Raw genomic sequence first — 18,918 nt, forward strand, 5'->3', positions numbered from 1 at the left:
TTAATTTAATATTTCATCCATTTTAAAATTTCCTTATAACTCGGCTTTTTGCCATACATTAATATGCCAACACGGTAAATTTTGGCAGCAAACCAAACGGTAAACATAAAAGTACCTATTAAAATAAGAAGTGACAAAATTTGTTGCCAAATTGGAACGCCAAACGGAATCCGCATAAGCATAACAACCGGTGATGTTAATGGTATAAACGAAAATATAGTTGATATGGTTCCATGTGGATCCTCAATTACGGTAAAAAAACCAATATACACCGCTAAAATTAAAGGCATTAAAATAGGAAACAGAAATTGCTGCGTATCTGTTTCATTATCTACAGCTGCACCAATTGCAGCATATAGAGAGCTATAAAGTAAATAGCCTCCAATAAAAAACATTAAAAACGCAAGGACTAAATTGGTTAACGGTAAATTATAAAAGGCTTGAAATCCGCTTTGGACTAAATCTGGCATGGCTGTCTCGTTTCCTGCTTGGCTTAATAATTGCCCTGAAGGCGCTGCTTGCATTAAATCGATTCCAAAAATTGCCGAAATAATGGTTATTAATATTCCGCCTAAAATAAGCCAGATAACAAATTGTGTCACGCCAGCTAGTGACGTTCCAATAATTTTTCCAAGCATTAACTGCATGGGCTTCACAGATGATATAATAATTTCTATAATCCGACTTGTTTTTTCTTCAATCACGCTTCGCATAATCATATTACCATAAATAATGATAAACATAAACAGTAAATAGCCAGCTGCGCCGCCAAATATTAACTTTACAATACTGTCCACTTTTGATGTTTTTTCGCCTGTAAAACTTTCTTGAGTAATGGCTACATCAATTTTTGAAGTCTTTATTTTCTCAATGTCAACCCCTTGACTTTCTAGCTTTAAATCGGTTAATTGTTTTTCTAATTTGCTTTCCAAACCTCTAATTACGGATATGGAAGGGGATTCTTCTGAATAGAATTTTATAACATTCTGAGATGAATTTAGGTTATCAAATTTACCAATATACAGTAAGCCATAGTTTTCTTGAACTTGCGTAAGTGTTTTAGCTTCATCTAAAGACAAATGATTGAATATAACATACTTGGTGTTTTTGGTGCTCTCAAAAACGGACGCCATTTGTCCAGATTCATCTAAAATGGAAATGCTGCGTTCAGAATTATTATTTAATTGGGTTAAATAAGCTACAACGGCTACCAAGCCAATCATAATCATTGGACTTAAAAATGTCATGATTATAAAAGATTTATTCTTCACTTTGGTAAAGTACTCGCGTTTTATAATGAGTGGTAAATGGTTCATAATTAACTATTCTTTACGGCTTGAATAAAAATATCATTGGCACTAGGTATTAATTCTACAAAATGCGAAACTTCTCCTCTACTTGTTAAAAAACTCAACAAGTCGTTAGGCGATTGCTGTTCGGACAGCTTGATATTACGTTTTAACTCATTCCCTAGTGTTTTAAAACTGGTTGGTGTTACGGTAAATTTTTCGTTAAGTTCCTTGTCTAATGCGGCTTCATGCGTAGCACGTATACCAATTTCGAATGTATTGGTTTTAAACTGCCTTTTAATATCATGTAATTTACCATCTAAAATTTTATTGGATTCGTGAATTAAAGCAATATGGTCACACAATTCTTCTACAGATTCCATTCGATGTGTTGAAAATATAACCGTGGCGCCATTTTCGCGAAGTCTTAAAATTTCATCTTTAATTACGATAGCATTAATTGGATCGAATCCGGAAAAGGGTTCGTCAAAGATCAACAATTTTGGTTCGTGTAGAACCGTAACAATGAATTGTACTTTTTGAGCCATTCCTTTAGAAAGCTCCTGTATTTTTTTATTCCACCAATCGCCAATATCTAATCTATCAAACCAATAATGCAAGCGTTTTTTTGCTTCTGTTTTACTTAAGCCCTTAAGTTGTGCAAGATACAAAGCTTGTTCACCAACCTTCATAGATTTGTACAGGCCACGTTCTTCAGGCAGGTAACCAATGTCTCTAACATGATGATTTTGTAATGGTTCATTATCTAAAATAACATGTCCTGAATCTGGCATGGTTATTTGATTAATAACCCGAATAAGTGTTGTTTTTCCCGCACCATTTGGCCCTAAAAGCCCGAAGATACTTCCTTGTGGCACGGCAATAGACACATTGTTTAAAGCTGTATAATCTCCAAATTTTTTAGAAACGTTATGCGCTTCTAATAAGTTACCCATACTTGATTGCTAGTTAATTGAAATGATTGTAAATATATTAAATGTAATACTGCCATCCGAAATTAATAAAAAAGAAATTGTGCTTGTTCAATAAAAACAAAACCCATCCTAAAACTTACGCTTAAGGATGGGAAAAAATTGCTATGAAAAAGAAAAATTATTACTATAATCTATAGTAATAAACCAAATATAGTAATTTTTATTAAACAATTATAGAAAGACTGTAATTAACTTTAGCTATAAACAACAAATCCGCCAAAAAGGCGGATTTGTACTACATGGATGTTTTTAATTTATGAAAACATATCTTTTACTTTTTCAAAGAATGATTTATCACCAACTTCTGGTTTTGGATCAAAATGTTCGTCCTCACGCATAGATTCAAAAAAGTCTTTTTGTTGTTTGCTTAAGGTTTTTGGCGTCCAGACATTAACATGTACTAACAAATCGCCTTTTCCATAACCATTAATAGACGGAATACCTTTGCCACGAAGTCTTAAAATTTTACCAGATTGTACACCTGCATCAATTTTAATTCGCACTTTTCCTGTTACGGTATCTATTTCTTTTGAAGTTCCTAAAACAGCATCCGGTAAACTCACATATAAATCATAATGTAAATTATCGCCTTCTCGTTGAAGCGTTGCATGTGTTTCTTCTTCTATGGCCACTAATAAATCACCGGAAACACCATTTCCAGGGGCTTCATTACCTTTACCAGTAACTTTTAGTTGCATACCATCAACCACACCTGCAGGAATTTTTATAGATACCGTTTCCTCTTTTACAAGCATACCCTGTGCATCCGCTTCATTCGGTTTTTTATCTATAATTTGTCCTGCTCCACCACATGTTGTACATGTTGTTGCGGTTTGCATACGACCAAGTATAGTATTAGTAACACGCATTACTTGCCCGGCTCCATTACAGGTTGAACAGGTTTTGTACGTCGTTCCAGGCGCTTGAACTTTGCGTCTAACTTTCACCTTCTTTTCAACACCATTGGCAATTTCTTCCAAAGTTAATTTCACGCGAATACGCATGTTGGTACCTTTAACGCGGCGTTGTCCGCCACCGCCAAAACCACCACCACTAAAGCCGGAAAATCCGCCGCCACCGCCAAAGGCACCACCGAATATATCGCCAAACTGACTGAATATGTCATCCATATTCATGTTACCACCATTAAAACCACCATTACCTTCGAAGGCTTGGTGACCAAATTGGTCATAACGTGATTTTTTATCAGCATTACTTAATACTTCATAAGCTTCAGCTGCTTCTTTAAACTTCGTTTCTGCTTCGCTATTATCAGGATTCTTATCTGGATGATATTTCAATGCCATTTTACGATACGCCTTTTTAATTACGGCGGCATCTGCATTTTTATCAATTCCTAAAACCTCGTAATAATCTTGTTTTGCCATATTATTGTCCTATAACTACTTTTGGAAATCTTATTATTTTATCACCCAACTTATACCCTTTTTCTATAACATCTATAATCTTGCCTTTTAAAGCTTCGTTAGGTGCTGGTACTTGCGTTATTGCTTCGTGATTATCTGCGTTAAATTCGTCGCCAGTGCGCAAATCTATTAATTCTAGACCTTTACTTTCTAGTGTGTTTTTAAGCTTATTTTTAATGAGCTCCACACCTTTCAATAAATCCTTTTCTTTTGTTTTAGATATTTCAGTATAAGCACGGTCAAAATCATCCAAAATTGGCAATAATGCCACCATTACATCTTGACTTGCTGTTTTAAACAACTCATTACGTTCTTTGGCAGTACGTCTCTTATAATTTTCAAATTCAGCGAACAGTCGTAAAAATTTATCTTTTTCTAATGCTAAAGATTCATTCAATTGCTCTTCAACGGTTCGTGTATCTTCAGAAGACACCTCGTTGTTATCCAGTATTTGCTCGTCTACTTGCTCATGGGCAGTAGTATTATTTTTATCTTTCTTGCTCATTGTGTATCTCTATTTTTAAAATACGTTAAATGGATGGCAAAAGTACTGCCATTATCCTTAAAATGTCAAAATGTCATTAAAAATAATTTAATATTTTTTTAAACATTTTTAAATCTGAAACAACTATTTTTGCAGCTTAACACTAAAATATATTAAAACAATGAAAAATCGTTTTTTACCAATCTTAACATTAGCATTAGTTGTAACGTTTGCAAGTTGTAAAGATAAAGCACAAGAAGTTGAAACAACAGAAGCTGAAGTAGCTGCTGAAGTAACTGAAGTTTCAACAAAATATTTAGTTGACACAGAAGCATCTACTATTATGTGGAAAGGCTTTAAGCCAACAGGAACACATACTGGAACTATTAAAGTTGAAAGTGGTGTATTTACTATGAATGGTGATGCTATTGAAAGCGGAAGCTTTTTAATTGACATGAATTCACTTTATGTAACAGATCTTCCTGAAGATGATGAAAATCATGGAAAATTAACTGGTCATTTAAAAAGCCCAGACTTTTTTGACGTTGAAGCGTTTCCAGCATCAGCTTTTGAAGTAACTGGTTTTACAAATGAAAATGGAAAAATGATGTTATCTGGAAATCTTAAAATGAAAGATACAGAAAACAACATCTCTATTCCAGTAACTGTTTCAGAAAACAATGATTCTGTAACTATTACTAGTGAAACATTTACTATTGATCGTTCTAAATGGAATGTGAAATATGGTTCAAAATCTTTCTTTGATGATTTAGGAGATAAATTCATCAACGATGATATGGAATTACAAATAACTATTACGGCTAATAAAGCGTAATTCATTTTTGTTAATAATTTTAAAAATCCGCTACAGAAATGTAGCGGATTTTTTTATGCCTGTTTTATGACTTTAAGCTAATAGGTTTTCCAGGGCTGGTTTAATGTTTACAAATTCAAACTGAAACCCTTCCTCCTCTACTTGTTTACAACTTACACGTTGACTTTCGAATAATAAAATGTGCATATCGCCCAAAATCAATTTCATTAATGCTTTTGGAATGTTTGGTAAAAATAATGGTTTATTTAAAACGCTAGCAACGGCTTTTGTAAGTTCAGAATTTGTTATGGGATTTGGTGCTACGGCATTGGTAACACCTTCAATTTTATGGTTTAATACATACACAAAAATACGCGCTAAATCTGTAATATGAATCCATGATTGCCACTGATTACCACTACCAAAAGCTGCACCAGCACCAAATTTAACCGGTTTCACTATTTGTGGCAAAGCACCTTCTTCAGCATCTAAAACCAAGCCAATTCTAACTTTAGAAACCAAAACATCAAGCGTCTTAAACGTATCTGTCATGGCCTCCCACTTTTCTACAACCTGTCCTAAAAAACTAGTGGAAATTTCCGTTGTTTCTTCATCATAATAGTTAGTTAAAGAATCTGGATAAATGCCAATAGCACTTGCCGAAATAACGTGTTTTACCGAATGATTTTCACGCTGTAATGTTTCTTTTATTAATCGTAATGTATCTAACCTACTATTAATAATAACGTTTTTATAAGCTGCAGTCCACCGTTTAGCAATGGTAGCACCTGCCAAATTTATAATGGTTTCAACACCTTCCAAACAAGCCACATCTATTTCATTATTTTTAGGGTTCCAATAAAACCCTTTATAGTCATCGTGTTGCTCAATTTTTTCTTTAGAAGTTGTTAAATAATGAACGGAAATATTTTGATCATGACATTGTTCAACTATTGCCTTACCAATTAAACCCGTAGCGCCTGTAATTAATACCTTCATGTACAATTTTTATATAAAGATACGGGTTAAAACAGTGTTTTTAATTGCTTTTAAAGAAGGTTTAACAGAATTAACGAAAGATTAAGTATGTATTAAGCTCATGTTGAAGCCTTGAATGGATAACGAAGAAAAGTTGCTTGACTATGAATATTTCTACTGAAATGTTTCGGGCTTTAAAAGGAAACAGGTAACTCACTTCGAATCGTTGAATGTTTCGGGCTTTAAAAGGAAACAGGTAACTCACTTCGCATCGTTGAATGTTTCGGGCTTTAAAAGGAAACATGTAACTCACTTCGCATCATTGAATGTTTCGGGCTTTAAAAGGAAACATGTAACTCACTTCGCATCATTGAATGTTTCGGGCTTTGTGGCCCTTAACATTTCACGTTTGCCTGGAGGCCCTGGTAGGCGTTCCACCACAAACCCTACAGCTTGCATGGCGCGACGCACGCTCCCTTTTGCTGAATAGGTAACCAAAACACCTTTTGGTTTTAGCGCATTATACATTTTCTCGAAAATAGGTTCTGTCCATAATTCGGGTTGCACACGTGCTCCAAACGCATCAAAATAAATAAGATGAAACTGATTTATATTCGTAATATCCTGAAACTTCTTTTCTTGTTTGGTTAATTGGAAAAATTTAGAAAGTGATACTTTTATTTCCCAAGAAATAGTATGAATGGCTTTAAACTGTGCTTCAGCAGAATCACCTTTCAACAGTTCTGCATAGTTTAATTGGCTAATTTCGGAGGTTAAAACAGGATACGCTTCAATACCCACATAATCCACATGAACTTGTTCTTTTTCTGCCTTTAATAAGGTAATTATGGCATTTAATCCTGTGCCAAAACCAATTTCTAGTATGGACAAAGAGTTCAACTGCAATCCCGAAATAACAGCCTCGAAACCTGTTTTTATAAACACGTGATTTGCTTCTTGAATGGCGCCATGGATAGAATGGTATTGTTCATTCCAATCGTCTATCTGGATGGTTTTAGAACCATCAGCCGTGGTTATAATATGGCGTTTCAAACTATTTAATTAATAGTTTTTTAATACGTGGAATGGGCCCAGTACATTCGGTTTGGTGACAAGAAATACAAAGATTTACCACATTATTGAACCTTTCGGTTTCTGACAAAGCAGATTCCGGATTATAAAGTTCCTTTTCGGCTTGAATAAATAATTTTGAAAAACTCTCAAACGTTTCATTGCGTTTTTTAAAATCGGATAATTCCGCTGTATGGATTTTTAAGAAATCTAATGGAAATTCTTGTATATCTTCACCTAAAACTATCGCATTTTTAACGTCCAAATTGTGCGCATACATTTGATTCATGAGATTGGCCATTTCAGACGGCTCATACATATCATAAACAACTTCCTGTTTTTTAGACTTTTCAGGAATTACTTTTTCTTCAGCGTTATTACAACTGGCAACAAGGATAAGTAGGCTTAAACAGCTAAAAAACGTTTTCATTATTCTTCAATTAGCAACACACCATCTGCTTCAAAAGACAAGGTACGTTGCGGTTCTGTTATAGCAGCAATTTCTTCTTCTGTTTTTCCTGCATCTTCCGCATAATGACGTTGCTCATCAACAGAAACTTCAGTTACATAAGCTTTACCATTAATTATAACTTCTTTATCTGCTATATTTTTAGGCATAAAAAAACCGTAGTCTTTAAATTTTACCATCACTTCTTGATTGTTCTCTAAATCCAAACGCATCCAACATCCTTTGGACTGACAAACACTGTTTACTTTTGCCTTTACTTTAGTGTGAAGGGTGTCACCAGCTTTCAAGTTTTGGTATTTTTCGCTTATTTCAGATGCACTTAATGTATTATCGGCTTCAATAACATCTCCAAAAGAAACATAAGCCATTTCGTTAATTTCTGTTTCAATAATTTCTGTAGATTTATCATTATTCTTACAAGAAACTGCTACAAACACTAAACAAAGTGCTAAAATTATATTTTTCATTATTCGAGATTTTTATAAAATTTAAGGCCAAATATACACTTTTTTTAAGTAAATTTTAAGTTTTATATGAGTCCAAAAAACAGTACTTTCGCAAAACCAAACTTTTAAGAAACATGACGGATCAGAAATATAACAAAATCGACATAGAACGAATAGAAAAATCAAAAATCAATGATGTTGATTTTAATAATATCGATTTTGGGCGTAAGTTCACAGATCACATGTTCTATTGTGATTTTATTGATGGCGCTTGGCAACAACCGAAAATAGTTCCTTACCAAGCCATGACCATTGAACCTTCAGCTCGTGTGTTTCATTATGGGCAAGCTGTTTTTGAAGGCATGAAAGCTTATAAAGATGATAACGGAAAGGCCTTTTTGTTTCGTCCAGAAGATAATCACAAACGGATTAATATCTCCGCGGCACGATTAGCGATTCCAGAATTCCCAAAAGAATATTTCATGAAAGGTTTAGCGACTTTAATGGATATGGATAAAGATTGGATTAAACCAGGTATTGGAAATTCATTATATGTTAGACCGTTTGTTTTTGCTTTTGAGCCAGCTATTTCAGCTGCGCCTGCTCAAGCATATCGTTTTATGATAATCTGTTCTCCAGCAAAAGCATATTACACAGGTAAAGTTCGTGTGCTTTTTGCAGAAAAATATAGTCGTTCTGCAGATGGTGGCGTTGGTTATGCCAAAGCTGCTGGAAATTATGCCGCACAGTTTTACCCAACTAGTTTGGCACAGAAAAAAGGCTATCAGCAAATTATTTGGACCGATGCTAGTACGCATGAATATCTAGAAGAAGCTGGTACTATGAACATCTTTTTCAGAATTAATGACACCTTGGTAACTGCACCTACAAGTGATCGGATTTTAGATGGTATTACTAGAAAAAGTATTTTACAATTAGCAGAAGACAACAATATTCCCGTAGAAGTAAGACGTGTAACTGTAAGCGAAATAAAAGAAGCTGCTAGAAATGGTAGTCTTAAAGAAATTTTTGGAACAGGAACTGCGGCTGTAATTAGTCCAATTTCAGCTTTTGAGCATTCTGAAGAAGTTTTTGAAATTCCAGATGCCAGCGATTCGTATGCCACAATATTTAAAAAGAAATTATTAGATATTCAACATAATCTTGCCGAAGATAAACACGGATGGCGTTTTGAGATTAATCAACCCGAAACGTCACGTTAGTCGTTGAATATTTTATTACTACAAAACATAAATTCCAATCCTGAAAATTTCAGGATTGGAATTTTTTTTATCATGTGATTTAGATTACGATTTCAGAATAGAAGAGATATTAGGCTTAAAATAATTTGGCCCTTTTAAAACCTTACCATCCTCGCGATAAATGGGTTCGCCGTCTTCGCCAAGCTTACTCATATTGCTACGTTGAATTTCATTAAAGACATCTTCTATTTTATGCTGTAATCCGTGTTCTATTATAGTTCCGCATAAAATATAGAGCATATCACCTAGAGCATCGGCAACCTCAACTAAATCATTTTTGTTTACAGCTTCCAGATACTCTTCATTTTCTTCACGCATTAATTTATAACGCAACATGTTTTTATTAGAACCTAAATCAGCTTTTGGTGTTTCACGATGACCAATTTTAAAGGCAGTATGAAATGCTTTTACGGCTTCAATTTTATTTTTCATAGTTTGGTTTTCTGTGTTTATTCAAAAGTAATAATTTTAAAATCTAATTAATTTTTGATTCCGTATTAATATCACTGAATAAAAATTTGGTTATGGGTTTGTTTTCTTAAATTTGCAAAAAAAACGACATGTTTACTACTGGACAAATAATTTTTGGAGGCTTATTTGCGGTCGCTTTTGTATTAATTTTAGTCTATGCTTATAGAAAGGATTTAGCGCTGCATAGAAAACACTACAAAGGAACTGTATGGGTATTGATTGCCTTTATTTGTTTTGTTTTATTTATACTTTCTATTAAATGGATGTTCCAATAATCTGTTATAACATAGCTACTTTTTTTATATAAATCTAGCATAAATAAAAAGCCTCAACACAATAGCGTTGAGGCTTTTTCCATAATAAATAGTTATATTTAATTAACTTCTGGCAAGAAATTATATTTCTCACTATAGTCTAACATTTGCTTTGGAAACGATTCTGGTTGAACCACATTAATTTTAGTGATTTCGCCATTATCATCCATTTCTGGAACCAACATAGGATTTACAAATCCACTGTATGGCGCCGATTTAAATTGTGCGTTTCGTTTTAAAACTTCGGCATGAATTTCTTGATCTACTTTTACACCGTAAGTTTCAACCAAAGCTTGAACAGCTGCAAAATCACCTTCTGATTTAATACGTTGTGTTTCACGTAATAATTGTCCGAATAAATCATGCAATTTATCATAATCTGTAATATTGAAATAAGTTTTACCGTCGCGAGTTACTTTTTCAATAACATTTGCTTCTTGTCCTTTTTCAAAAACCCAAGCACTCACCCACTGTCTGTTACGCATGTGGGCTTCTTCAACTTCATCACCTATATTTAAACGAATTAATTGTGTCATTAAACCGTTTCTAATATAGCCATCATAAGCTGCTTTTCCTACAGATTTCCAATCGTCCACTAAACCTAATTCTTGTAATTTTGGATTGTATAGATAGTAAAGACCTACTAAATCTGCACGACCTTCTTCTAATGTAGACGCATAGGTTTTAAGTGTTTCTTTCGTTTCACCAACATCTGGATTTAATTGTCCTGAAGCATGACCAATTACTTCGTGTAAGGCAGTGTGTAATTTATCTGCAACTTGTCCGTATTTTTCTTCGAGTTCAATTTCTTCGGCATCATTTGCAAACTCTTTTAAGCGACCTGTACTTCCTGCATTATTATACGCATGAATTATGTTTCCTAAAGAAACCGATTTACTTCCTACTGCTGCACGAATCCAGTTAGCATTTGGTAAATTAACGCCAATTGGAGTACTTGGAGACGCATCACCAGCTTCTGCAGCTACATTAACTACCTTGTAAGAAACACCGACAACATTTTTCTTTTTATGATCTTCCATTAATGGCGAATTATCTTCAAACCACTGCGCATTTTCTGATAAAACAGACATTTTTTCAGACATATCAAAATCCTTAATTTGTACAATGGTTTCGTAGCTTCCGGTGTAACCTAATGGATCATTATATACTTCAATAAAACTATTTATATAATCAATATTTCCTTCGGTAGCAGCCGTCCATGCTACATTGTAGTCATCCCAAGTTTGCAAGTCACCTGTTTGGTAATATTTAATTAATAGGGCAATAGCATCGCCTTGTGCTTTGTTTTCAGCAACACCTTGTGCTTTTTCTAACCAAGGAATAATGTTATCAATAGCTGAACCATATAAACCACCAGACTTATATACTTGTTCAACAATTTTCCCGTTTTCTTTTACCAATTTAGAGTTTAATCCAAAAGATAATGGCTTTTCAGGATCTGGAGATTTTTTCGTTTTATAAAATGCTTCAACTTCTGCCATAGTCACATTTGGACCATAGAAGTTAACCGCTGATAATAATACATTATCTACATCTTTAGCTTGGTTCACTTTTTTAGAATCCTTGTCATTAAATAAAACTTCTAAAGCTTCGCCTTCTAAAGTTGTATTCGTTTGTTTTAATAAACCAACTAAATAGTCTTTTGAAAATTCAGGTTTCATTTTATCATTGGAATAATGATGGTGAATACCATTACTAAACCAAACACGCTTTAAATACGTTTCGAAAGCTTCCCAATCTGCTGATGATTTATCACCTGTATATGTGGTGTACACATTTTCAAAAGCATTTCTAATGGTTAAATTGTGTCTATAATTCTGATCCCAAGTAATATCGCGACCAGCTAAACCCGCTTGTCCTAAATAATAAACCAGTTTTTGTTCTTTTAGCGTTAAATTTTCCCAACCCGGAATTTGATAACGTAAGATTTTAATGTCTGCAAATTGTTCTACATTAAAATCAAATTCAGTTTCAACCTTTGTTTCAGTTTCAACTATTTCGGCTTTTGGTTCCGATTTATCATTATTACATGAATAGAAAAAAGGAGCCACTAACGCCAAACCTACAATCAATTTTAATTTCATATGTTTAAGTGTTTTTTTAGTATTCACAAATGTAACATTAATTATTAACGCATAAAATTGTTTATCTTTGATTTATAACCCAATCATTCATGAAAACAATTCAATACATCCTGTTCTTTTTACTTATTTTAATTATTGGTATCTCTATATATGTTGCTGTGCAACCCAATGATTTTAAGGTAACACGAACGCGAACTATTGCGGCACCATCGCAAGTTATTTACAACCATGTCATTGATTATAAAAATTGGGACGCCTTGTCTCCTTGGGTTGAAATTGATCCTGAAACAAAAACGGTTCTTTCCGATACCACTATGGGTATTGGCAGCACATATAGCTGGGAAAGCAGTGATGAAAAGGGACATATAAAAACGGTTGAAGCCATTTCGTTTCAAACCATCAACCAAGAGCTGTTTTTAAATGAATCGGCATCAGTACAAGTAAATTGGGAGTTCCAACAAATTTCAGCCAAAGAAACGGAAGTGTCTTGGACTCTATATTCTGATAATTTATCATTTTATGAAAAAGGATACGCCTTAATAAATGGTGGTCATGAAAAAATGATGAGTCCTGAATTGGAGCGTGGTTTAAACAAATTAAACAACATAGTTATTGCTGCTATGGAGGTTTACAGTATTCAGGTGGATGGAATTGCGCAACATGGTGGTGGTTTCTATATTTACAAAACCACCTCTAGTAAAATTTCAGACATACAAACAACGATTAGCAAAGTGCTACCAAGTGTAAAAAGTTATAGCATAAAAAACAACATTGCCATGGCAGGTGCTCCATTTGTATATTATCACAATTGGGATGAACCTAATAATGCCGTTATGTTCTCCGTTTGTATTCCAACAACCACACAAGTTATAACAACACAAAGCGATATTTTAACAGGACAGCTGGAACCCTTTAAAGCGGTTAAAACAACATTAAAAGGAAATTATACAAACCTAAAGGAAGCTAGAGACGCGACAAGGAGTTATATTAGACAATATAATATGGAAACTTCCGAAACAGGCCCGATGTTAGAAGTTTATTTAACAGAACCAAGTCAAAAACCAAATCCAGCCAATTGGATTACCGAAATTTATATTGCTATTAATTAAAATACAAATGAAACAAATCCTATTGGTATTTATTGGAGGTGGTTTTGGAAGTGTATTGCGCTTTTTAGTCGGTAAATTTTTAAACAATACTGAAACAGGTATCCCTTACGGTACGTTTTTAGCAAATATTTTAGGTAGCTTACTTATTGGTATCATATTGGGTATGGCGGCTAAAAATAATTCCTTGTCCGAAAATCATTTGGCGTTACTAGCTACTGGTTTTTGTGGCGGCTTTACCACCTTCTCTGCTTTTGCTTATGAAAATCATGTGTTTTTAAAATCCGGAGACTTTATGAGTTTCGCTATGTATACCATTGCTAGTTTTGCCCTTGGTTTTCTGGCCGTTTTCCTAGGAATTTTTCTCGTTAAATAAAAAAAAGCGTATTTAGAACGGAAATTTAAAAATCAAATTCTCAACCTATTTCCTTGTAACACTTCATGAATAGAGGAAAATCCTTCACTTTTAAAATTTTGAAGTAATTTAAAATATACGACATTCTACGTATGTTCTGGCATGCATATAATTAGGATTTTTGACAATATTAATCTTAAATCTAATTATCATGAAAAAATTTATTTTAGGTATCGCTTTACTTGTAGTAAGCTTTACAAATGCACAAAACATTTTAATTGTTGACAACAACACCAATGTGGACACAACACCTTCACACATGTATAACTCATTTACCTCTGCAATAGCTGCAGCTGCAAATGGCGACATTATTTATGTACAACCATCTATAACTTCTTATGGTAATGTTACCATAAATAAGGAAGTAACTATTTATGGTTTAGGCCATACACCAGAGTTAAATGCTGGTAGAAGCGCAACGTTTAATATTGTAACTATTGCAGCTAACAATGTAAAAATAAGCGGTGTTGCATCAACTAATTCTATAAGCACAAATGCAACAAGATCCAACATTACTGTTGAAAAATCATTAATTGCTAATACCATTGGTATGTCTGGTGTTACTAATGGAGTAATTCAAGGAAATGTAATTAAAGGAGGAATAACACTTAACGCAACAACAAGCACAAATATTACTGTTACACACAATTTTTTAGATGGTATTGGAATTTACAGCTTAAATGGCTTTAACAGCTCTACTATTTTTAATAATAATATTGTAACCTCTGCAATAACTGCCAATAGTTCTTTTTTAAGCACACCAATAGACCTAGTTGCACAAAATAATATTTTTATTTTTACGAGTACATTTAATGGCACAAACTGGCAATATAATGGTACACCAACAACATATAATAATTGCATAAGCTACAGTTATAATGGCACAACGCTTGCTCCTTTAACAGGCACAGGAAATTTTGATAATACAAACCCACAATTTGTAAGTATTCCCGGTACAAATCCTGCATTTTTAGTGAATAACAACTATAATATTGGATCTGGTTCTTTAGGTACAGACGGAAATGATGTTGGTTTATTTAATGGTGGATATGATTTTGATATGAGAGGATACCCAACACCATTACCATATTTAGAGGAAATGACTATAATCAATAATGTTGTTCAGGCAGGCGAAAACTTGAATATTAACTTAAAGGCTAACGCAAATAAAACAAATTAATATGAAAAAGCTACTTGTAATTATAATTAGCTTCCTCTATATTTCTGTTAATTACGCACAATCCAATATTTCTAGTTTAGAGTATTATTTTGATCAAGATCCTGGCGTTGGAATGGCTACAACCATAGACATAAATCCAGATGCTGAGATAATTAATCAAAGTTTTAATATTTCTACTACCGGTTTATCTGATGGTGTTCACAGATTATTTATACGAGCAGTTAATGCAGATGAAACAATAAGTTTGTATGCAAACAAAAGTTTTAGAGTTGCACCTCCAGCTGAAACGAATTCATTTGATATGGTTGAAGCCGAATATTTCTTCGATCAAGATCCCGGATTGGGTTTAGCAACAGCTATAGATGTAACAGATGCGGGAGCTATTGACAACGTTTTAACCGTTTCAACCAGTGGCTTATCAGTAGGAACGCATCGCTTATTTATCCGTATTAAAAACAGTAATAACCAATGGAGTCTATATGAACATAGAGCCGTTAATATGGCGCCTCCTGTTGAAACAAATACATTTGATATGGTGGAAGCTGAATATTTTTTCGATCAAGATCCAGGACTGGGTTTAGCAACAAACATAGATGTAACGGATGCGGCAACAATTAACGACGTTTTAACCGTTTCAACCAGTGGCTTATCAGTAGGAACGCATCGCTTATTTATCCGTGTTAAAAACAGTAATAACCAATGGAGTTTATATGAACATAGAACCGTTAATATGGCACCTCCTGTTGAAACAAATACATTTGATATGGTGGAAGCCGAATATTTCTTCAACCAAGATCCAGGACTGGGTTTAGCAACAAACATAGATGTAACGGATGCGGCAACAATTAACGACGTTTTAACCGTTTCAACAAACGGACTACCAGTTGGAACGCATCGTTTATTTGTTCGTGTTAAAAACGGTAATAATACATGGAGTTTATATGAACACAGAGCCATTAATATAGCACCACAAACCGAAGTTAATACGGCTTCTATTACAGCTGCCGAATTCTATATAGATGCGGATCCAGGTTTTGGGTTAGCAACAGCTATAACCGTTTCGGGTGATGATTTAAATGAAAATTTAGTGATTCCTACAACCAGAGGATTGGCTCAAGGTGATCATTTCCTGCATATTCGCGTTCAAAATGCCAATGGTACCTGGTCTATTTATGATCAGAAATTATTTGAAATAAATGGGACCTTAGGTATAGATTCTGAAACCCTTTCAAAAATAAAAATATACCCAAACCCAGCAACAGATTATGTACATATTAAAACACCAAATAGCGTTCAAATAAAATCACTCATAGTTATTGATATGAATGGAAAAGTTGTGAAGCGCATACAGAATCATCTTGAAAAAATAGAGATTTCTAACTTGCAACAAGGTGTGTATTTATTACAAATAACCACTGAAACCGGACGTATTTCCAAACGTATTATTAAAAATTAAGTTTAGATTAGTGGCAATTAAGGCGTCTGACAAATTTGTTGGACGCTTTAATTTTTATTAAATGCTTGCACACCTGCTTTTACCTCAATGTCTAAATAATTATTTCGTGGCACAATGGGACAGGAATACTTTTCGTCATAGGCACAATAAGGGTTATAAGCTTTATTGAAATCGATAATCATTGTATCGTTTTCAGGAATTCTTAAATCAATATAACGGCCACCACCATAAGTAGTTTCACCATTAGTATGGTCTATAAACGGCAAAAATAAATAATCTTCAAAACCTTCTTGAGTCATTAAATCTTGACCTTGGTAAACAGATAATTCAAACGTTTTTCCCTGAAGTTCAAAGGTTATAATTCCATAAACGCGCTCATTAGAAACACGATCGGTTGTGGTTTGCATTAAAAACCAATCGGAATCTGGCGTTCGTTTTAATGTAGCCTTGACAATTGCGGAAGAATCTACAGGAAAAAAATCCAAGGTCTTAAAATTCTTTCTATCCTTGGCTTTAAGTGGCGATTTGCTGGCATCCTTAAAATCGGCATTTTGTTGGCGCTGCCATTCTGTTTCCCCTAATAATGGTTCTTTATTTTGAGCACAACTAATTACTATAAAAAGCACTAAAAAACTAAAAACTATTTTCATGAGAATTATTTTTTTGACTTCAAAAGTACAACTTATTCATATTTTGTTTAGCTTTGGTAAGCAAATTAACATACCATCATGCTAAAAAGAGTCACCACGTATAGAAAATCTCATATCTCATCATTGATGAGTTGGACGCTATATGTATGTGAATAATTTTAAATGAACATAACCATTATATGAAAGTCCGACCATTGCGTCGGATTTTTTAGTTTATATAACCACCAATAACTAACATGAAAAAACTTTACAACAGCTATATAGATACCTTTCGAGGTTTGTCTTCAGAAATATGGTGGCTGGCATTAATTACATTAATTAATCGTGCTGGCACCATGGTTATTCCATTTTTGTCGTTATACCTGACTACAGATTTAAACTTATCCTTTGCACAAGTGGGATGGGTTATGTCTGCTTTTGGATTAGGATCCGTTTGTGGTTCATGGCTTGGTGGCAAACTAACTGATAAAATTGGTTATTATAAAGTAATGGTAAGAAGTTTACTAGCCACAGGAATCCTGTTTATAGGCTTGCAATTTTTACACACCTTTGCTGGTGTTTGCTTGGGCATATTTTTGGTTATGTTGGTGGCAGATATGTTCCGTCCTGCAATGTTTGTAGCATTAAGCGCGTACAGTAAACCTGAAAATAAAACACGTTCTGTAACGCTTATTCGTTTAGCTATAAATCTGGGCTTTTCTGCAGGTCCGGCTGTTGGCGGTATCATTATAACTACTATGAGTTATGCGGGACTTTTTTGGGTGGATGGTATTACCTGTATTTTAGCCACTATTTTATTAGTAAATGTTCTGCATCCTAAAAAAGCCAAAACGCAAGATAGTATCATTAATGAAAACCCACAATCCGCTTATAAAGATAAAGCCTTTTGGATTTTTCTAGCTGCCATGACCATGTTTGGTATTGTATTTTTACAATATTTCTCAACCATGCCGCTTTACTATAAAGATGTGCATTATTTAACCGAATTAGAAATTGGTATTCTCCTAGGTTTAAATGGTGCCTTCATTTTTATTTTAGAAATGCCACTCATTAAGTGGCTAGAAAATACAGGGTATAGCAAAACAACATTAATGGTTTTTGGAGCTATTTTGGTTGGAATTAGTTTTGTAGTACTCAATGTTACGCCTTGGATTGGCATTTTACTAATTGGTATGTTATTTATGACGGTTGGCGAAATGATAACATTTCCATTCTCAAATGCATTCGCTATGGAGCGTGCTAAAAAGGGAAACCAAGGTGAATATATGGCACTTTACAGCATTGCTTTTTCCATAGCGCATATTTTTGGGCATAACGCAGGAATGCAGCTCGCCGATTCCGTAGGCTTTGAAAACACTTGGTACATCATGACACTGTTATCCATTTTATGTATTGCTTTATTATGGTTATTAATGCGCTATTTAAAGAAACATGAAGCGGTTTCGTAATGGGTAAATTCTTATTACAGGTGTTAAAAATTTAATTAACTATTTCAAAGGTTTCACTGCATTATGTTTAACCACATGCGATAAAACAATCTGTGTTTTTGTTTCACCGTAAACAATTAATTGGTCTATAAAAGCCTCCAAATGTTTCTGGTTTTTTAGAACCACTTCCATGACAATGTTCTCATTACCTGTAATACGGTAGCAATTAATAACCTCATCATAGGTTTTTACTTTCTCTAAAAACGGCTTTAACATACCCATAAAAGCACGAATAGTAATTAATGCTTTTAACTGATAACCAGCTTCAAAAGGGGAAACGGTTGTATGATAATGTTGAATAATCCCAGCATCTTCCATTTTTTTTATACGTTCAGAAACGGCTGGCGAACTAATACCAATTTGCCTACCAATTTCGGCATTGGAAGTCCTTGCATTTTGTTGTAAACACTTTAATATTTTCCAATTTAAGCTATCAATACTCATATTAAGGTTATTTAACAATAATAAGTCGATTATTAAATCAAATATACGCTTTTAC

19 protein-coding genes are annotated in these 18,918 nt (G+C 33.9%); 7 read left to right on the top strand and 12 right to left on the bottom strand.

Features of this window, described 5'->3' with window-relative positions; all coding sequences use genetic code 11:
* Positions 1-5: 5 nt before the first annotated feature.
* From ACFPH8_RS12430 to ACFPH8_RS12445, 4 genes are all read right to left on the bottom strand, one after another.
* Positions 6-1,316, bottom strand: a complete 1,311-nt coding sequence (locus ACFPH8_RS12430; RefSeq protein WP_376861396.1) for an ABC transporter permease — start codon at positions 1,314-1,316, stop codon at positions 6-8.
* A gap of 2 nt (positions 1,317-1,318) precedes the next feature.
* Complete coding sequence (locus ACFPH8_RS12435; RefSeq protein ID WP_376861398.1) at positions 1,319-2,245, bottom strand: ABC transporter ATP-binding protein; 927 nt, start codon at positions 2,243-2,245, stop codon at positions 1,319-1,321.
* A 293-nt stretch (positions 2,246-2,538) separates the two neighbouring features.
* Positions 2,539-3,672, bottom strand: a complete 1,134-nt coding sequence (dnaJ, locus tag ACFPH8_RS12440; protein WP_376861400.1) for a molecular chaperone DnaJ — start codon at positions 3,670-3,672, stop codon at positions 2,539-2,541.
* Position 3,673: 1 nt separating this feature from the next.
* On the bottom strand, positions 3,674-4,216 hold the full coding sequence (locus tag ACFPH8_RS12445; RefSeq protein ID WP_248398439.1) for a nucleotide exchange factor GrpE: 543 nt from the start codon (positions 4,214-4,216) through the stop codon (positions 3,674-3,676).
* A 160-nt stretch (positions 4,217-4,376) separates the two neighbouring features.
* Between ACFPH8_RS12445 and ACFPH8_RS12450 the strand changes: the two genes are divergently transcribed.
* Positions 4,377-5,030 carry a YceI family protein gene (locus tag ACFPH8_RS12450; protein WP_248398437.1) on the top strand — a complete coding sequence of 218 codons (654 nt, stop codon included), beginning with the start codon at positions 4,377-4,379 and terminating at the stop codon, positions 5,028-5,030.
* Between the two features lie 72 nt (positions 5,031-5,102).
* Here ACFPH8_RS12450 and ACFPH8_RS12455 read toward each other — a convergent pair whose 3' ends face one another.
* The 4 genes from ACFPH8_RS12455 to ACFPH8_RS12470 form a co-directional block, all read right to left on the bottom strand.
* Positions 5,103-6,008: a TIGR01777 family oxidoreductase gene (locus tag ACFPH8_RS12455; RefSeq protein ID WP_248398434.1), complete on the bottom strand. Its 906-nt coding sequence runs from the start codon at positions 6,006-6,008 to the stop codon at positions 5,103-5,105.
* A gap of 336 nt (positions 6,009-6,344) precedes the next feature.
* Positions 6,345-7,040: a tRNA (5-methylaminomethyl-2-thiouridine)(34)-methyltransferase MnmC2 gene (gene mnmC2, locus ACFPH8_RS12460; RefSeq protein ID WP_376861403.1), complete on the bottom strand. Its 696-nt coding sequence runs from the start codon at positions 7,038-7,040 to the stop codon at positions 6,345-6,347.
* Position 7,041: 1 nt separating this feature from the next.
* Positions 7,042-7,488 (bottom strand): hypothetical protein, encoded by a 447-nt coding sequence (locus ACFPH8_RS12465; protein WP_248398427.1) that lies wholly within the window; start codon positions 7,486-7,488, stop codon positions 7,042-7,044.
* Positions 7,488-7,994 carry a DUF4920 domain-containing protein gene (locus ACFPH8_RS12470; RefSeq protein WP_248398426.1) on the bottom strand — a complete coding sequence of 169 codons (507 nt, stop codon included), beginning with the start codon at positions 7,992-7,994 and terminating at the stop codon, positions 7,488-7,490. The genes ACFPH8_RS12465 and ACFPH8_RS12470 overlap by 1 nt, the downstream gene beginning before the upstream one ends.
* A 113-nt stretch (positions 7,995-8,107) precedes the next feature.
* Here ACFPH8_RS12470 and ACFPH8_RS12475 point away from each other — a divergent pair, with 113 nt between their 5' ends.
* Positions 8,108-9,196 (top strand): branched-chain amino acid aminotransferase, encoded by a 1,089-nt coding sequence (locus ACFPH8_RS12475; protein ID WP_376861406.1) that lies wholly within the window; start codon positions 8,108-8,110, stop codon positions 9,194-9,196.
* Between the two features lie 84 nt (positions 9,197-9,280).
* Here the strand turns inward: ACFPH8_RS12475 and ACFPH8_RS12480 are convergent, their stop codons facing one another.
* Both ACFPH8_RS12480 and ACFPH8_RS12485 read right to left on the bottom strand, forming a co-directional pair.
* Positions 9,281-9,667: a pyrophosphohydrolase domain-containing protein gene (locus tag ACFPH8_RS12480; RefSeq protein ID WP_376861408.1), complete on the bottom strand. Its 387-nt coding sequence runs from the start codon at positions 9,665-9,667 to the stop codon at positions 9,281-9,283.
* A 412-nt stretch (positions 9,668-10,079) separates the two neighbouring features.
* Positions 10,080-12,125, bottom strand: a complete 2,046-nt coding sequence (locus ACFPH8_RS12485; protein WP_376861410.1) for a dipeptidyl-peptidase 3 family protein — start codon at positions 12,123-12,125, stop codon at positions 10,080-10,082.
* An 89-nt stretch (positions 12,126-12,214) separates the two neighbouring features.
* On the opposite strand from ACFPH8_RS12485, the gene ACFPH8_RS12490 reads away from it, so the two are divergent.
* From ACFPH8_RS12490 to ACFPH8_RS12505, 4 genes are all read left to right on the top strand, one after another.
* Entirely contained in the window at positions 12,215-13,234 is a 1,020-nt protein-coding gene (locus tag ACFPH8_RS12490) for an SRPBCC family protein (RefSeq protein ID WP_376861412.1), read from the top strand.
* A 7-nt stretch (positions 13,235-13,241) separates the two neighbouring features.
* Positions 13,242-13,607 (top strand): fluoride efflux transporter CrcB, encoded by a 366-nt coding sequence (crcB, locus tag ACFPH8_RS12495; protein ID WP_248398415.1) that lies wholly within the window; start codon positions 13,242-13,244, stop codon positions 13,605-13,607.
* A gap of 190 nt (positions 13,608-13,797) precedes the next feature.
* Positions 13,798-14,826, top strand: a complete 1,029-nt coding sequence (locus ACFPH8_RS12500) for a right-handed parallel beta-helix repeat-containing protein (RefSeq protein ID WP_376861414.1) — start codon at positions 13,798-13,800, stop codon at positions 14,824-14,826.
* A 1-nt stretch (position 14,827) separates the two neighbouring features.
* Positions 14,828-16,282, top strand: coding sequence for a T9SS type A sorting domain-containing protein (locus tag ACFPH8_RS12505; RefSeq protein WP_376861416.1), 1,455 nt, complete (start codon positions 14,828-14,830; stop codon positions 16,280-16,282).
* A gap of 47 nt (positions 16,283-16,329) precedes the next feature.
* On the opposite strand, the gene ACFPH8_RS12510 is transcribed toward ACFPH8_RS12505, so the two are convergent.
* Complete coding sequence (locus ACFPH8_RS12510) at positions 16,330-16,932, bottom strand: DUF1684 domain-containing protein (protein ID WP_376861418.1); 603 nt, start codon at positions 16,930-16,932, stop codon at positions 16,330-16,332.
* Between the two features lie 236 nt (positions 16,933-17,168).
* Between ACFPH8_RS12510 and ACFPH8_RS12515 the strand changes: the two genes are divergently transcribed.
* The gene (locus ACFPH8_RS12515; RefSeq protein WP_376861420.1) at positions 17,169-18,380 is read left to right on the top strand and encodes an MDR family MFS transporter; all 1,212 of its coding nucleotides are present in this window, start codon (positions 17,169-17,171) and stop codon (positions 18,378-18,380) included.
* A gap of 39 nt (positions 18,381-18,419) precedes the next feature.
* Here ACFPH8_RS12515 and ACFPH8_RS12520 read toward each other — a convergent pair whose 3' ends face one another.
* Positions 18,420-18,863, bottom strand: coding sequence for an Lrp/AsnC family transcriptional regulator (locus ACFPH8_RS12520; RefSeq protein WP_248398405.1), 444 nt, complete (start codon positions 18,861-18,863; stop codon positions 18,420-18,422).
* Positions 18,864-18,918: the final 55 nt, after the last annotated feature.

Origin of the sequence: Bizionia hallyeonensis, assembly GCF_042657385.1 — a bacterium.
GTDB lineage: Bacteria > Bacteroidota > Bacteroidia > Flavobacteriales > Flavobacteriaceae > Algorimicrobium > Algorimicrobium hallyeonense.